Here is a 16,025-nt window from a genome sequence, read left to right on the forward strand (position 1 = left end):
CGATCTCCACGCCATGACCGGTGCTCTCCTGAGTCGTGTCGGGGATACGCAAATGTCTGATAAACTGTACAAAAACGACGCTTCCTGAGACGGGATGCCGCACCTGATGCGCTCCCACAAAAACTAACACATCCTAATCACCACTAACGAGCTTGCAGGTCAGCTCACGCCTATCCTCTCACCATGGAAAACGTGGGCTTTGCGCGTTTGCTGGTTGCAAACAGCGGAGAACGCCCGGAGAGGACGAACGATGTTGACCAATTTGCAGGCAGGTGATGCCTGGATTGAATTTCCGGGCACCTCGGGGGATTGCGAGTTCCCCCGGGCAACACACGCGATCATTCGGGAGCGTCAATGGCGTCAGATCGATCCGCGCACGGGAGCGGCGGCCGAGGACATCGCGATCTCGCGATGGGAAGACCCGCGGAGCACCTCGTCGCACCAAGCGACGACGCCCGAGGATCGCTATTTCGTCGGCATCGCCCTCAAGACCACGCGCGCGAAACTGACCCGGGATCGCCAGGTCATTTTCGACGGGACCATGCCCGCGGGCACACTGTATCTCACCGCGCCGTCAAAGCCCCTCGCCGTACAATTCCAGTCGCCATGCGCCTTCTTGCACTTTTACATCTCCGCGGATCAATTTCCGGCACAATTTTCCGGAACTGAAGGTTTGAATGATCTCGTCCTGTTGCGCGATCCGCTCGCGGCCGAGCTTGCCAAGGCGCTGATCGAACTTGGCGACGCCGCGGACCACGAGTTCACGCGCTGCATTGGCCAAACCCTCGCGATGCATCTGGCGCGGCTGGAATTGCCACGCGCCAAGGTCAATGCCCTGCCGAAATGGCGGCTGCGGCGCGTCGAGCAATATATCGCCGATCATTTCCACCGCTGCATCAGCCTGTCCGAGCTCGCCAATGTCGCCGGCCTGTCCAGAATGCACTTTGCGGCGCAATTCCGCGTCGCGACCGGTTATCGCCCCCGCGAATATCTGCTCAATCACCGGATCGAGCAGGCCAAGACGTTGCTGGCGACCACCGAGCGGCCGCTGGCCGAGATCGCACTCGCCGTCGGCTTCAGCACGCAGGCGCATTTTTCGACTGTCTTCAAGCGCATCACCGATCAATCCCCGGCACGCTGGCGCCTCGCCAGCAAGGGCGAACGGCGAGAGGTGCAAGCACTCCCGCCGCGTCGTCCTGCTACGGAGAGGGACTGGATCAGCGCAGCCGCGTAAGCATTCGCTCGCGCCCTCATCCTCCCGGGCCTGCGAGCCACTCGGGGCCGTCCCTGCACCCACACAGGACGGCCCCTTTTTTTCTACACCGGATCGAAAGCCCGGATCGGCGGCAGATTGCCGGTGAACTTCTCGACCTCGACTGTCGTGAGCTGACCGGTGCAGCCTTGCGCAAAGGACGACGTGCCGACGTCGCGGGTGAGCACGTTCGGATTGCCGTGCACGCAGAGCGGCGCGTCGTCTTCGGGGTCCATCGGGTCGTACCAGGCGCCGGTCGGGAGCTGGACCACGCCGAGCGCGATGCCGTCGGTGACGTGGACCGCGGCGAGACAGGCGCCGCGCGCGTTGAACAGCCGGATGATGTCGCCGTGCTTGATCCCGCGTGCGTCTGCGTCCTGCGGGTTCATGCGCGCGACCTCGCGGCCGCGATGTTTGCTTTGAAGCGAATGTCCGCCGAAATCGAGCTGGCTATGCAGACGCGTCACGGGCTGGTTGGCGACCAGGAAGCACGGCGCCCCCGGCTTGGGCGTGTCGGACTTCTCCAGCCAGACCGGATGGCCCGGGCAATCCGCATCACCATGACCTGCGATCTTGGCAGAGAATATTTCGATGCGACCGCTCGGCGTGGGCAAAGCATGATTGACGGGATCGTCGCGGAAGCGGCGCAGCCGGCCACCGTCGTCGGGCTGCTGCGGCACCACCAGGCTGCCGCGCCGCCAGAACTCTTCGAAGCTCGGCGCTTCCAGGCCGCGCGCTTCGAGCGAGGCGCGGGTCGGCTCATAAAGATGTTCCAGCCACTGACGTGACGTCCGCCCCTCGGTGAAGGGCTCGCGCGCACCGAGACGGTCGGCAAGATCGGCGAAGATCTCGTAGTCGTCGCGCGCAAGGCCGAACGGCTCGGCGATCCGGTGCATCGCGACCATCAGGGGATCGTTGCTGGAATAGCCGATGTCTTCGCGTTCGAGCGTCATCGTCGAGGGCAGCACGATGTCGGCATGCCGGGCCGTGGCAGTCCATGCGAGCTCGTGCACGACCAGCGTGTCGACTTTCGCAAACGCCTTGCGCAGGCGGTTGATGTCCTGGTGGTGATGGAAGGGATTGCCGCCGGCCCAGTAGACAAGGCGGATATCCGGATAGGTGCGCGTCTCGCCGTTGTAGCGATAGGCGCTGCCGGGATTGAGCAGCATGTCGGCGATGCGCGCCACCGGAATGAAATCGCGGACAGCGTTGCGGCCCTGCCCTAATGTCGGCCCCGGCACGTCGTTGACGCGGCGACCGTAATAGCCGATTGCCCCCAACGAATAGGCGTAGCCGCCGCCGGAGAGGCCGATCTGGCCGAGCGCTGCCGCCAGCACCATGCCCATCCACACCGGCTGCTCGCCATGCTCGGCGCGCTGGAGCGAATGAGAGACGGTGATGAGCGCGCGCTTGCCGGCGAGCCGGCGCGCCAGCTTGCGGATTGTGTCGGTGTCGACGCCGCAGACCGCGGCGGCCCATTCGGCGTGCTTGGGTTGGCCGTCGCTCTCGCCGGTGAGATAGCGCAGGAAGACCGGCCAGCCCTCGGTGTAGCGATCGAGGAAGGCCTGGTCGTGCAGGTTCTCCGCGATCAGCGTATGAACGATGCCGAGCATCAGCGCGGTGTCGGTCCCGGGCACGCAGGTCATCCACTCGGCGCCGGCCTCGACGGGCAGGTCTTCGCGCAACGGGCTGACCAGGATGAACGCGCAGCCGCGGCGGCGCGCAGCTTCCATCGCGCCGCGCTCGACATGCTTGCTGATCGAGCCGCCTGCGACCATCGAGTTCTTCAGCGCCATGCCGCCGAACGCCAGCACGATGTCGGTATCAGCCGCGATCTGCTCCCAGGTGACATTGCGCTTGGTGATATCCTCGTAGCCGCAGAGGATCTGCGGCAGCAGCACCGAGGACGCGCCGGAGGAATAGGAGTTCACCGAGCGCACATAGCCGCCCAAGGCGATGTTGAGGAAGCGATGCACCTGGCTCTGGGCGTGGTGGAAGCGGCCCGCGCTCGACCAGCCATAGGAGCCGCCGAACACCGCGCCGGGGCCGCGCGTATCACGGATGCGTGCCAGCTCGTCGCCGAGCAGATCGAGCGCCTTTTCCCAGCTGACGGATACGAATTCATCGCGGCCGCGGCGATCGTCCGGACCCGGACCGCGTTCGAGCCAGCCGCGGCGGATCGCCGGCTGGGTGATGCGCGCCTGATGGCGTAGCGCGCCGGGAAAATTGTCGATGATGCGGTTCGGATCGGGATCGCCCGCATAGGCCCTGACCTCGAGCCCGGCCTCGCCTTGACGTGCCGAGAACACGCCCCAATGCGAGGTGTGCGGCTTGAAGCCGTCGGACAGGTCGAGGCCGGGGTCGGGGAAGCCAATCGTATCGTCCATCGTCGCATTCCTTGTTCCGGTCGCGGCACTGTCCCGGCCGCACCGATGTCATCCGCGTCGCAGTATAGCGATCCGCGCTTCGATGTCGTCGGGTCAGGGCCGGCGAAAATGCCGGGCGCTCGTGCAAGGACAGATTGGCGAACGTTCGCAGGAACGACCCGGCGGCGATTTTTCGTCCAATTTTGCTTTTATTTTCAACGCTTTAGTCGGTTGCATTCAGAGCCGCGCGGTCCGTCTTTCGGTGAGACTTGGCGCGAGATCTCTTTGCGACGACACTGACATTGAAATGTGCGATATGCCGCCCGTCACACACAACATCGGTCCCATCATGATCAAGCGCGTCTTGCCCTACGAGGGTCTGCTCCACGAAGTGGTCGAGCATCATGGCGTGCTCTACATCGGTGGAATCGTCCCAGAGGACACGAGCCTCGACATGTCGGGCCAGGCAAATGACGTCCTCGGGCAGTTGGCGCAGCTGCTCAAGACCCTCGGATCCGATCTGAGCAACGTCTTGCAGGTGACCATCTACATGACGAGCCTCAAGGAGAAGGCAGACTTCAACGCGGCCTGGAAGGCGCATTTTGCAGAGGCTCATCTGCCGGCGCGCGCCGCAATCGGCGTGGCGGATCTCGGTCCCGGCGTCAAACTCGAGATCACGGCCATCGCCGCTCGACAATAGTGGCATGCCAGGGCGCCGCAAAGAACCTCACACCAAACCCATTGTGTTCTCGGCAAGATCCACCTCAGATTAGCGCCGCTCGTGAAGGATAACCGCCACGAGCGACGTTACTGTCAGCACGATTCCTAGCCCGACGGCCGGATCGCTGGCGACAATCGCCGCGAGAGAGGCACCGCATGCAGCGCCCGCCATTTGCGAGAATCCGAACAGGGCTGCGGCGATACCGGCCTTGCTGCCAAACGGCGACAGCGCTGCCGCGCTCGACAGCGGGCTCACTATTCCCACGCCGAACAGAAAGACGGAAGCCGCTAACAGAAATGGCAGCAGCGCGCCGTTCGCGAGCAGCACCGCGCAAAGCAGCCCGGCGCCTCCGAGGACGGTTAGTCCCAAGCCGACCGACGTCGCACGGCAGGAACCAACCCGCGCCGATAGCCTAGGCGCCAGCATGCCGGCCGCAAACACCAGGAAGACCACGCCCGCAAATAGCTCACCAAGTTTGATTGGCAAGAATCCAAACGATTCGAGCAGCACCCGCGGCGCGCTGGAGAAAATCGCGAAAAGACCGGCCATCACCAGTCCAGCGGTTCTAGCAGGCGCAACGAACCGGCGATCCCGAACAAGCTCCAGATAGAAGCCGGCAATTTTGAGCGGATTCAGAGAACGACGCGCGCCGTCATTGGTTTCGCCGACGAAGGTCGCATAGGCCAAAGCCGTGCAGAGCGCGAAGGCCGCGACAAAGGCAAATTCCGAGCGCCAGCCAAAGAATAGATCGAGCGCACTCCCCAGCAGCGGTGAAAAGCCTGGGGCGGCCGCGGTTGCCATGGTGATCGAGGCCATGACCTTTGCAAGTGCCTGGCCATCGAACAGATCCCGGGCGATCGCACGTGAAAGCACCGAAGCCGCACATGCGCCGCAAGCCTGCATTGATCGGCCGATCAGCAGGCTCGATAGATCGCGCGCGAAAGCGCACCAGATCGTACCGGCGATGAAAATTCCGAGCCCTATCAGAATCGGCATGCGTCGCCCGAACCGGTCCGACAGCGGGCCGGCAATCAATTGCCCTATGGCGAAAATCGCCAGAAAGATCGTGAAGGCCGACGTGACCGCCGCGCTGGATACATGCAAATCGTCCGCGATGACCGGCAGCGAAGGCAAGAAGATGTTGGTCGCAAGGATTCCTGTCGCCGCCAGGGCACAAATCACTATTCTGCGCGCCGCCGCCCCTGCTTGACGTCCGTGCCCCGCCGCAGAAACCGTGCCCTCGACTTCAATGGACATGCTGCGCTCCCAAGTCCTGTCCAGATGCGGCGAGGCAGGGACGCCTGATCACCTACCCACTGCATGCTGGCCGGACGCATGCCATCCTGAACAACCACTGCTTGGGTGTCGTCCTGCGAATGTGGGAGGAGCGCGCAAATATTTGCTGCTTCTGGGTGCTGCAATGAGCGCCCTCTCTCCTATCCCGCCAGGGGCGTCGTATAGCCTGCAACCAGCTTGACGAGATCCGCCTGGCGCGCGGTGCCTGTTTTTTCAAACAACCGGCTGACATGCGTCCTAACCGTGCTATCGGCGACCCCGAACGCCATAGCGACCTCAGGAACGCCACCGACCTCGACGATGGCCAGCAACACGCGGAGTTCGGTCGGCGTCAGCTTGAACGCGCTGCCGATGGCTCCGGGAATAGAAGCAACCGCCAGCGACGCCTTGCGAACGAACAAGGCCGCCGTGGCGGTGTAAACAATACCAGCACGCCGACGCGCGCCTGACGTGAGGGGCAATGCATGGGCCACATAGCGGTCGCCCTCCCTGCCGGTCAGCGGCAACGCGATGCCCCTTATACCAAGTGCGGCATCGCCCTGCCCCGCGGTGGCGAAGACATCTCGCAGGGTGCGGTCGACCTGAGGATCGCTGGCGACCAGCCGCCCGCCCACGGAACTCAGAATATCACGAGCGTCGAGAATGGCATTGCCGGCCGTATTGGCGTGAATGAGACGTCCACCGGGATCGACGAGATACATGCCAGCACCGAGCCCGTCCAGCGTGTCAACGAACGTCGCGAGTTCAGCGGCCTTGAACTCGAACATCTTGCCGATCACGACGGCACGCCTGATATGCGGCGCGATCAGCCTCATTTGCCGGCGCGCGTGCTCGTCGACGAGCCCATTTCGCCGGTGGCGGAAGACCCCGAAAATAGCTGTGCTGACCGTGGTCCTGTCGACAACCGCGCTGACAAAATCGACAAGCCCCTGGGGCTCGGCCCACTGCCGGTATAGTTCACTCTGGGTGAGTGCTGCGAAAGACATCAAATCGGTCGTCGCGATCGGCTGCTCGAGGTCACCGAGAAAGTGCCCCTCCGCGGAGGAATAAATCTGCCGAAAGAGTTCGACCCGCAACGGCACGTCAAATCCAAAGCGATGGGGCACCGTGGCGTGCTGGACACCGACGTCCTTGCAGAACAGCCCGCCTGCTGCGCCGCCAACGAATTGCACGATGCTGACGATGGCGTCTTCCCAACGAGAGGGATCGATGGCGGCATCGTAGATGACGCTGATCAGGTCGCTCAGTTGCTGCTGATCATCTGAATTGTCTTTCGACGATTCCGAAACCGACCGCGGATGTGAAACCCTGTTCATTCGAAGAGGCGCCCCCGGTGTGAGGATAGCTGTGAGACAACTTTAAGCTTTTCCGCTGATAGCGAGCCGGTATCGCGCTCAAATCATTTTGATCGTGTCCCACCGGAGCCGCAGGGAATATCGGCCATCCTTCAAATGGAGGATGGTCATGCGGTCGGTGATCCTCTTGGCCGGACGCCGCAGGTTGAAATGAGTTGATCAGAACGCGATGCGCACGCCGCCCTGGCCGTGTCGATACGGCTGCGACCGGACGCCGCGCCGCTTGAATCCACCCCTGCTTGCGGACTGATTGGCCTGTCTTGACGAGCGTCTCGGGTCAGATGTCGGCGTCCTGGGACGCGGCGAAGCTTCGGCATGAAAGCGGGACGAGCATGGCCGCGTGACGGCGGTAGCGGCGATACCGGTTGCCGAACTGCTGGATCAGATCGTGCTCTTCCAACTGAATGCCGATCAGGATGTAGGCTGTGATGCCAAGCGAATAGACCAGATGACCGACCGTCATCGCAGGCGTGGCCCAGACTGCGAGCAGGATGCCGAGATAGATCGGATGGCGGACATACCGGTAGAGCAACGGCGTGCGGAATTTGGCTTCGGGCGGTTGTTTACCGAACAGGTGCATGAACACCTGGCTGAGGCCGAACAACTCGAAATGATTGAGAAGAAACGTGCTGACCACCAGCACGACCCAACCCAGCCAGAAGACGGCGTCGATCGCCCCCGCCGCGACCGGGTGGTTCACGGTCCAGACCGGCGTGGGGATCGGCTGCCACTGCCAGTACAGCAACAGCAGTGCAAAGCTGGCGAACAGCACGTAGGTGCTGCGCTCGACCGAAGCCGGCACGATTCGCGTCCACCAGCGCTTGAAGCCCTGACGCGCCATCACGCTGTGCTGGATCGCGAACACTCCGATTAGCAGCACATCGATAACAATGCTTGCCAGAACCGGACCAATGGCCCCGGAATCGATAGACTTTGGAGGAGCAGGTTCCCGGTGAAGCCAGTGAGATAGAGCAAGGCGACGAGCGTGACACCGTAAGCGGCAGTGCCGTAGAGGACCGCAACTAGACCTGCCATCAATCTTCTCCCAGAGAGTTCATTTTTTTTGCATCGATTCGTCCGATAGCGGCGGCGGCTGCGGCGGTGCTTACAATGAAGAGATTTCGAGCAGCGACTGGCGCGGGTACGTCACCCCGGGGCCGCGGCGGTGATCCCGGATTCTGCACGGTGACCATCCAAGAGCTTGAATTCATCATCACGCCTTCAGGGCGGACGAATTGTTTCAACTCGTCCTTCAAGGCCGCCACCAGCGTATCAAACAAACGAGCAGCCTTCGGACCGGCTTCGCGATAAACCTCCCCTGCGGGACCGATCGCGAGCTGAAACGCGACCGCTTCGTCAAGATCTCGCCCGACCAAGACTTCGGCATCGATCCGTTCGAACCTGATGCCGCCGTAGCCGGCAATCATCAATTGCCGAGTCACGGCCTCGGGATCGGTCATAGAAAACGGTCCGGGCCCGCAGGTTGCAGCGTCTTCCCTGACGGGGGGCAGCTAGCGAAGCAGAACCTCCTTCGACAGTGTAAGCCACGGATTGTCCGCCCGTTCGCGCCAGACGACCATCGTCATCAGTCCACCCGGCTTGAGCGCAAATCGCAAGTTGCTCAAGCCAGCCGTTGGGTTTTCGAAGAACTGGGTTCCAAAGCGAGAGAAGCAAAAATCATGTACCGGCTCGAACGGATGGGTCTGAACATCCGCTTCGAGAAAGCTGAGATTGGTCACCCCTGCCTCCTTCGCATCTGCGCGGCCGACGTCGAGGAAGGCATTGCAGCAATCGAGGCCGAGGACGGATCCGGTCGGTCCGACGCGCCGCGCAAGTTCAATTGCGGTGTCGCCCCAGCCACATCCCACATCCAGGGCCCTGTCGCCGGCTCTGATCGGCAGCGACGGGAAGACTTTAGCGCTATGCAGGTGAAGGCCGCCGGCGAGGATGTGCCGCCACGCATTGAATTTCGGAGCCAGTACAGCGTTCCAGAAATCGATATACGGCGTGACGGTTGCGGTAGCCTGCGCGATGCTCATGATCGGGATATCCGTCTGCTTGGTTGCCATCCAGAACCCCGTCGTGGCGTCCCGCTTTTCCATTCTTCCGCAACCGGTTCCGCGTCCGCCTGACCGTCTGGACAGCGTCTCAAGGAAACGTGGAGGAATCGGTTGCTTGGCAGTTCATTCATGAGCCCCGTATAAGCGCGGGGACCGCCACGGTGAATGATCGCCCAGCCGGATCAGTTGACCGATCGTCCAAATCTGAGATTAGCCTAATGATCGATCCGCTATCGGAAGTGCTTCGATCGGTTCGCCTGACCGGCGGCATTTTTCTGGATGCGCGGTTCACCGCGCCGTGGAGCGTCCATACGCAGATCGTCGCTGAGGACTGCGTGACCTTCGCGGTCAAGCCCTCGCTGCTGATCGCTTACCACTTCGTCATCGCCGGAAAATTTCTGCTCAGCGTCGACAGCGAACCTACAGTCGAGGTGCGGGCCGGCGAGATCGTACTGCTGCCCAGAAACGATGTTCATACACTCGCCAGCGACGCGGGTCTGGTACCGACAAACGCGCGTCATCTCATTCAGCCGTCACCGGATGGGGGGCTGGCAAAAATTATGCACGGCGGAGGCGGTGAGCCGGCGCAAATCGTGTGCGGTTTTCTCGGCAGCGAGGAAACCTATAATCCGTTGATCGCGGCCCTGCCAAGAGTGCTGAAGCTCGACATTCGCGAGGGGGTCGCACGCGACTGGATCGAGGCTTCAGTGCGATATGCAGCCGGCGAACTGACGGCCGGCAGGTTCGCCTCGTCAAACCTGATGTCTCGGCTTTCCGAACTGCTGTTCGTAGAGGCGATGCGGCAATATTCCGTGACATACACCGATCAAGATGGAGGATGGCTGAAGGGGATTGCCGATCCGAAAATCGGACGCGCGCTCGCCTCCATTCATCATAACGTCGGGCTGCCGTGGTCCGCGGAAGTCCCTTGCGAGAGAAGTCTCGATGTCGCGGAGCGCCTTCGTCGACCGCTTCACAACCCTGATCGGGGTGCCACCAATCCGGTATCTGACCATCTGGCGGCTTCAGGCAGCCAAGGTGAGCCTACGAGAAACACGCAAGCCGATCGACCAAATCGCAGAGGAAGTGGGTTACGGATCCGGAGAAGCATTCAGCCGGGAATTCGGCCTGGCGCCTGCGCGATGGCGGCAACGCTGACAACGCAATTGATTGCGCAAGCGTCAAGTTTCAGAACGAGCCTCCATAGGGGGACGATCAGGAAATGATGCGTCGCCGTCGCGGCGAGAGCCGTAGCGGGTCAAACCGGCCCTGGACGGTCGGAATCGCACCTCTTGTCTATCTCGCACAGCGGAGCATGTGACCAGCTGATACGCACGTCCTAGTGCCCTCGGCGTGGACCTGGAGCACGGGCACGCGTCACGCACGCCAATTTCAGTGCGCACAAACCCGCGCGATATCGGCGACGGGTCGAGATCGGCGAAGGCACGCACATGGTCCTGCTGGAGAAGAACCGGTTGCAGGCCTTCGACGCGATCAATCAGTTTCTCTCGGAACAGTATGAGCATGACTAGCGCGATCTCCGCGGATCCCGCCGCGAGAAACACAGATGCTTCGCCTGAGCGCGACTCGCGCTTCCGGTTCCCGAATCGTCCGATCCTTGAGGACGATCGCATGCGCCGTCTACTATTCCGGAACCGTTTGACCGATCGCCCTCGCACTTCTGGGCGCATGCTGGGCAGACAAACAATGACCTGCATGGAGTAAAACTATCAAAGTTTAATGCGCTCTGTCGTTCTCATCGATCAAATTGGGGACGGGTTCTGAGTTATTAGGCGACCAATGCAGGCAGGATTTGCGTTCTCCAAGCTCGCCGACCGGTTGGCGAGCCTCACTCCCGTAACGGCCGACGATCTCCACCTGCTCGCGGACATGGCAAGCACAATCGCGCATCTCGGTTCGCGTCAGGCCGTTTTGCGGCATGGCGATGATGCCACCCAGTGCTGCCTGCTCCTTCAGGGATATCTGTCGTGGCAGGATGCAGAGAGTGCGGACGGGCAGATCACGTCAATCCATGTTCCCGGTGACATCGCCGATCTACACACGCTTTATCGTCCTCGCGTTGACGGCAACCTGATCGCGCTCGGCCCTGCCATCGTCGCTCTCGTGCCACACCGCTTCTTTCACGATTTGTCCGCGCGTTCGCCCGCGATGTCTCGCGCATTGCTGCTGATGCTGCTCACCACCCACGCCATTCAGCGCAACTGGACAGTGAACCTGGGTAGCCGTGATGCATTGACGCGCGTGGCGCATCTGCTGTGCGAGATCACCACCCGGCTGCAAAGCGTCGGCTTGGCGAGAGATTTCAGACTGCCGTCACCCTTCACCCAATCGGACCTTGCGGCAGCATGCAGCATCTCCCCGGTCCACGCCAACCGCACGATTCAGGAACTGCGACGATGCAATCTCCTGCAATGGCAGGGCAAGACGGTAACGATCACGGACTGGCAGGGACTCGTGCGGCTCGCAAGATTCGATCCGACTTACCTGAGCATTTCGTCCAGCCGCGACGATGCGTCGTCCTCGCGTCTCAGGCCACTTACGGCGGACCTTGCGCTCGCTTGAGCTCCTTTCGGACGACACCTTGGAAACTTGCGGAGCGTGCAATCAGGGCCTCCCGCACCTCTTCAAGGACGCTATCCCAGTTGCCTGGTGTCCTCTGATGAAACAGCCGCAGGCTCGGATACCAAAGGGAATGGGCCTCGGATGCCGGCCAGCGCCAGTCGCAATCCGCATGCAATAAGACCCACGCCTCACAGCCGAGTGCTCCCGCGAGATGGGCCACCATAGTGTCGACGCAAATGACGAGATCGAGCCGCTGGAGGAGATGACCGAGAACCGTAACGTCAGGCGTGCTGACGTCCCTCGCGCCGATCTCGGCCAGTTCGCACGTTCGGGCCCCGCGTTGCAGTGAGCAGAGCGTCACGCCGGGAACGGCAAGATGTCCCAACAGGGACGGCGGAACGGTCCTCCGCTTGTCCCAATTGCCGACTTCCCAAACCAGGCCCACGGCAAGGCCCCTGAGTTCGAGACCTCGGTCTTGCGGGAGCGCTGGTTCGACCTTGGTCGGCAACGACAGGTAAGGTGCGCGCATCTCGACCTGCTCTCGCCTCGCCCTTATGGCATGCGGCACCTCCATAATCTCGATATCGACCTCGAAGTCGACCTCAGGTGCACCATCATGGAGCGCGAAGGCCCGATCGACGCCAGCCGCTCGCTCGACCAGCGGCAGAAGCTCGCCCTGGCACCAGACCGTGACGCGGCGCGCGACGTCACGAAGCGGCCGCATGAAGCGCAGGAACTGGATAGTGTCGCCGAGCCCGTGGTAGCAGCGGACCAGCACATCCTTGCCCCTCAGTTCCTCACCACGCCAGATCCGCTGCAGGTGACGCGGCCCGGTGTGCTTGGGTGGATACGCAAGCATTGCCAGATCGCGGTCATTGATTGCCCAGGCGCGTTCGAAGTCGCCTGCCCGCATCGCCTCGGTCCAGCTGCCCGACACGTGGCGATCCAACTAGCGCCGTACGAATTTGTGAAAGCGGCTCGGCTTCCCATCCTTGGTCTGGTCCTGATGGAGGAAGGCAATGCCGGCCTCGTCGAACTTGGCGAAGAATTCGTCCCAGCTGATCCGATCGAGACCTTCGTCGGGCGGATCGAAATCGATGCGCAGGATACCGGCGTGTCCGTCCTCCTCCGTGGCCTTGACCGTTGCAGGCTTTCCGCCGCGCTCCTCCGCCCATTTCCGGATCACATCATGGCTGGTGGTCTGCTGGGCTTCGCTGGTTTGTGATTTGGATGACATGTGACACCTCGATTGCTGACAAGGAGCGAGCGACGGATCGGCCCTCGCGTCGGACTGTTTCGCCGTGAACGCCGGGCGCGAGCATTTGTTCTTTCGTAGGCCGGACTCTCTCAAAACATCATCTTCTTCATCTTCATCATGGAAGCTTTTCGTTCCCACCAACCCGCCCGGGATTCTATCCCAGGTTAAGCGCGCGAGATTTTTTCGGCCGGAATCCGACGTGAGGCGGACATAGTGCAGTGAGTTCAGGAACGAACATACGTTCCCCACGTTCGCCGACGTACTTACGTCAACACTGCATCTCTTCAACACTGCATGCCTTAACGCTGCACGTCTTCCGGAGGGCCTCTAGCCATGCATTCTCGTCTTCAGGACAGGCGGCGCGTGCGCGTCGGCATCGTCGGTGTCGGCAATTGTGCGAGCTCCTTCGTTCAAGGGCTCTCCTATTACCGGGACGCCAAATCGAATGAACCGGTGCCTGGGCTGATGAACGCCGATCTCGGCGGCTACCACATCAGCGACATTCAGGTCGCGTCGGCCTTCGACGTCCATGCCGGCAAGGTCGGACGCGACGTGGCCGAGGCGATCTTCGCAGCGCCGAACAACACGCACCGCTTCTCCGACGTCGCCCCCACCGGCGTCATGGTCCAACGCGGCCCCGTCATGGACGGTGTCGGCCATTATCTAAAGGACGACGTCCCGATTGCGGATGTCCCGGAAGCCGACGTCTCCGAAGTGCTCGCGACCTCGCGCACGGACGTGCTTGTGTCCTATCTTCCCGTCGGCTCGCAGCGTGCGAGCGAATTTTACGCCGCGCGCGCGATCGAGGCCGGCTGCGGCTACGTCAATTGCATCCCCGTCTTCATTGCCTCGAATCCCGACTGGCGGCGGCGTTTCGAGGATGCAGGCCTGCCGATCGTCGGCGACGACATCAAGAGCCAGGTCGGCGCCACCATTCTGCACCGTGTGCTCGCCAATCTGTTCCGTGAACGCGGCGTACGGCTGGACAGAACCTACCAGCTCAACATCGGCGGCAACACCGATTTCAAGAACATGCTCGAGCGCGAGCGGCTGACATCAAAGAAGATCTCCAAAACCCAAGCCGTAACCAGCCAGTTCGACGTGCCCATGGATGCCGATAATATCCATGTCGGCCCGAGCGACCATGTGCCGTGGCTGACCGACCGCAAGCTGGCCTTTATCCGCCTGGAGGGCACCACGTTCGGCGGTGTTCCCTTGAGCGCGGAAGTCAAGCTCGAAGTCTGGGACTCCCCGAACTCGGCGGGTGTCGTGATCGACGCGGTCCGCTGCGCCAAGCTCGCCATGGACCGCGGGCAGGCCGGCGCGCTGACGGGCCCCTCGAGCTATTTCATGAAGTCGCCGCCTCAGCAGTTCACGGACGAAGAGGCCGGACGGCGAACGCGCGCCTTCATCGACGACAAGGCGTATACCTGATGGCGAAGATCATTCATCTGATCCGCCACGGGCATCATGCCCTGCTCGGCCGCACGCTCTGTGGCCGGATGAAGGGCGTAGAGCTCGATGATCTCGGCTGCGAGGAAATCGCGCGATGCGCCGATACTTTCACGCCCCCGCCGAGCATGGTTCAGTCGAGCCCGCAGCGGCGCTGCATGCAGTCGGCCTGCATCCTGGCGGCGCGCTTCGGCTTGCCGGTCGAGATCGTGCCGGCACTCGACGAGCTCGACTACGGCGAATGGACCGGACTGTCGTTCGAGGCGCTCGCCCGGGATCCCCGCTGGTCGCGCTGGAACGAACAACGCGGAACGAACCGCCCGCCGGGGGGCGAAAGCATGCGGTCGCTTCAGAAGCGCGTCGTCGCCCATCTGGAGCAGCTGCGCAACGATCATGGTAGCGGCACCGTCGTCGTCGCCGTCAGCCATGCCGAACCGATCCGCGCGGCGCTGCTGCACTATTCCCGGAAAGAGCTCGACGACTTCCTCTCGATCGAGATCGACCCCGGCAGCGTCAGCACCCTCAGCGTGGACAATCGCGGACTCAAGATCACCGGGATCAATCAGCGGGTGCCAGCGTGAAGATCGTCATTTTCGGCCTGACAATTTCCTCGTCCTGGGGCAACGGTCACGCCACCCTGTGGCGAGGGCTTTGCAAGCATCTCGCGCGAGCCGGCCACAGCGTCGTCTTTTTCGAGCGCGACGTGCCCTACTACGCGGGCGCGCGGGATTTGCACGAACTGCCCGGCGGGCAATTGCGACTGTTCTCGAACTGGGACGATGTGCTGCCTTTGGCGCGGAGCGAAATCCGTGATGCAGATGTCGCGATCATAACGTCCTATTGTCCCGACGCGATCGCCGCGACAGAGCTTGTCCTGTCCGAGGGTCGTGCGGTGCCCGTGTTCTATGACCTCGACACGCCGGTCACGCTGACGAAGCTGATGGCCGGCGAGGCCGTTCCCTATATCGGGCCGCGCGGCCTGCGGGATTTCGCCCTGGTCCTGAGCTTCACCGGCGGCTCCCGCATCTGCAACGAATTTCGCGACAGGCTCGGCGCCTGCAACGTCCGCCCGCTCTACGGACACGTCGATACGGACATCCATCGGCCGGTGCCGTCGCAGCCGCATTACCGTGCGGATCTGTCCTATCTCGGCACATATTCGCAGGATCGCCAGCGCGCACTCGAGGCTCTGTTCGTCGAACCCGCACGTAACAGGCAGGATCTGCGCTTCCTGATTGGAGGTGCACAATATCCGGAAGATTTTCCCTGGTCGCCAAACATCTACTTCGTGCAGCACTTGCCGCCGTCGGAGCACGCGGCGTTCTTTGCGTCATCCCGGCTGACACTCAACGTCACGCGCCGCGCCATGGCCGAGATGGGCTGGTGCCCCTCCGGCCGCCTGTTCGAAGCCGCTGCCTGCAAGGCCCCGCTGCTCAGCGACGACTGGCCGGGACTCGATGAATTCTTTGTACCTGGGCAGGAGATCCTGATCGCATGCGATGCGAAGGACACGCTTGCTGCGTTGACGATGGCCGACGCCGAGCTTCAGCACATTGCCGGGCGCGCCTATGAACGGACCATGGATCAGCACACATCCGACAAGCGCGCAGCCGAACTGATTTGGCTGCTCGAGCAGACGGCATCGCTCGGCGCGCGCCGACAGCAACCCGAGGAGGCCTGAT

The 16,025-nt window shown here is 62.3% G+C and carries 15 protein-coding genes; 7 read left to right on the forward strand and 8 right to left on the reverse strand.

Going from position 1 to position 16,025, the window contains the following annotated elements:
• Positions 1 to 250 precede the first annotated feature (250 nt).
• Positions 251 to 1,234 carry an AraC family transcriptional regulator gene (locus tag IVB32_RS05415; RefSeq protein WP_018460351.1) on the forward strand — a complete coding sequence of 328 codons (984 nt, stop codon included), beginning with the start codon at positions 251 to 253 and terminating at the stop codon, positions 1,232 to 1,234.
• An 83-nt stretch (positions 1,235 to 1,317) separates the two neighbouring features.
• Here the strand turns inward: IVB32_RS05415 and IVB32_RS05420 are convergent, their stop codons facing one another.
• Positions 1,318 to 3,639 (reverse strand): molybdopterin guanine dinucleotide-containing S/N-oxide reductase, encoded by a 2,322-nt coding sequence (locus IVB32_RS05420; protein WP_018460352.1) that lies wholly within the window; start codon positions 3,637 to 3,639, stop codon positions 1,318 to 1,320.
• Positions 3,640 to 3,967: 328 nt separating this feature from the next.
• On the opposite strand from IVB32_RS05420, the gene IVB32_RS05425 reads away from it, so the two are divergent.
• The gene (locus IVB32_RS05425) at positions 3,968 to 4,318 is read left to right on the forward strand and encodes a RidA family protein (protein WP_026234010.1); all 351 of its coding nucleotides are present in this window, start codon (positions 3,968 to 3,970) and stop codon (positions 4,316 to 4,318) included.
• A 69-nt stretch (positions 4,319 to 4,387) separates the two neighbouring features.
• Here IVB32_RS05425 and IVB32_RS05430 read toward each other — a convergent pair whose 3' ends face one another.
• From IVB32_RS05430 to IVB32_RS05450, 5 genes are all read right to left on the reverse strand, one after another.
• Positions 4,388 to 5,596 (reverse strand): multidrug effflux MFS transporter, encoded by a 1,209-nt coding sequence (locus IVB32_RS05430; RefSeq protein WP_026234011.1) that lies wholly within the window; start codon positions 5,594 to 5,596, stop codon positions 4,388 to 4,390.
• A 179-nt stretch (positions 5,597 to 5,775) separates the two neighbouring features.
• Positions 5,776 to 6,951 carry a helix-turn-helix transcriptional regulator gene (locus tag IVB32_RS05435; protein WP_018460355.1) on the reverse strand — a complete coding sequence of 392 codons (1,176 nt, stop codon included), beginning with the start codon at positions 6,949 to 6,951 and terminating at the stop codon, positions 5,776 to 5,778.
• A gap of 316 nt (positions 6,952 to 7,267) precedes the next feature.
• Complete coding sequence (mddA, locus tag IVB32_RS05440; protein ID WP_345946484.1) at positions 7,268 to 7,870, reverse strand: methanethiol S-methyltransferase; 603 nt, start codon at positions 7,868 to 7,870, stop codon at positions 7,268 to 7,270.
• A 154-nt stretch (positions 7,871 to 8,024) separates the two neighbouring features.
• A complete protein-coding gene (locus IVB32_RS05445; RefSeq protein WP_018460358.1) occupies positions 8,025 to 8,450 on the reverse strand; it encodes a hypothetical protein in 426 nt (141 codons plus the stop codon).
• Between the two features lie 51 nt (positions 8,451 to 8,501).
• Entirely contained in the window at positions 8,502 to 9,059 is a 558-nt protein-coding gene (locus tag IVB32_RS05450) for a methyltransferase domain-containing protein (RefSeq protein WP_247295128.1), read from the reverse strand.
• Positions 9,060 to 9,268: 209 nt separating this feature from the next.
• Here IVB32_RS05450 and IVB32_RS05455 point away from each other — a divergent pair, with 209 nt between their 5' ends.
• Both IVB32_RS05455 and IVB32_RS05460 read left to right on the forward strand, forming a co-directional pair.
• Entirely contained in the window at positions 9,269 to 10,276 is a 1,008-nt protein-coding gene (locus IVB32_RS05455) for a cupin domain-containing protein (protein ID WP_198293418.1), read from the forward strand.
• 613 nt (positions 10,277 to 10,889) lie between these two features.
• Positions 10,890 to 11,633, forward strand: a complete 744-nt coding sequence (locus IVB32_RS05460) for a Crp/Fnr family transcriptional regulator (protein WP_247295130.1) — start codon at positions 10,890 to 10,892, stop codon at positions 11,631 to 11,633.
• On the opposite strand, the gene IVB32_RS05465 is transcribed toward IVB32_RS05460, so the two are convergent.
• Complete coding sequence (locus IVB32_RS05465) at positions 11,608 to 12,570, reverse strand: hypothetical protein (RefSeq protein ID WP_245288576.1); 963 nt, start codon at positions 12,568 to 12,570, stop codon at positions 11,608 to 11,610. The genes IVB32_RS05460 and IVB32_RS05465 overlap by 26 nt on opposite strands.
• A 12-nt stretch (positions 12,571 to 12,582) precedes the next feature.
• Positions 12,583 to 12,870, reverse strand: a complete 288-nt coding sequence (locus IVB32_RS05470) for a hypothetical protein (protein ID WP_018460363.1) — start codon at positions 12,868 to 12,870, stop codon at positions 12,583 to 12,585.
• Positions 12,871 to 13,224: 354 nt separating this feature from the next.
• Between IVB32_RS05470 and IVB32_RS05475 the strand changes: the two genes are divergently transcribed.
• From IVB32_RS05475 to IVB32_RS05485, 3 genes are read left to right on the forward strand one after another with little or no spacing between them, the layout of a single operon-like run.
• Complete coding sequence (locus IVB32_RS05475; RefSeq protein ID WP_026234013.1) at positions 13,225 to 14,325, forward strand: inositol-3-phosphate synthase; 1,101 nt, start codon at positions 13,225 to 13,227, stop codon at positions 14,323 to 14,325.
• A complete protein-coding gene (locus tag IVB32_RS05480) occupies positions 14,325 to 14,924 on the forward strand; it encodes a histidine phosphatase family protein (protein ID WP_018460365.1) in 600 nt (199 codons plus the stop codon). The genes IVB32_RS05475 and IVB32_RS05480 overlap by 1 nt, the downstream gene beginning before the upstream one ends.
• Entirely contained in the window at positions 14,921 to 16,024 is a 1,104-nt protein-coding gene (locus IVB32_RS05485) for a glycosyltransferase (protein ID WP_018460366.1), read from the forward strand. Before IVB32_RS05480 ends, IVB32_RS05485 begins: the two co-directional genes overlap by 4 nt.
• Position 16,025 lies beyond the last annotated feature (1 nt).

Origin of the sequence: Bradyrhizobium sp. 23, from assembly GCF_023073295.1 — a bacterium.
GTDB lineage: Bacteria > Pseudomonadota > Alphaproteobacteria > Rhizobiales > Xanthobacteraceae > Bradyrhizobium > Bradyrhizobium canariense_D.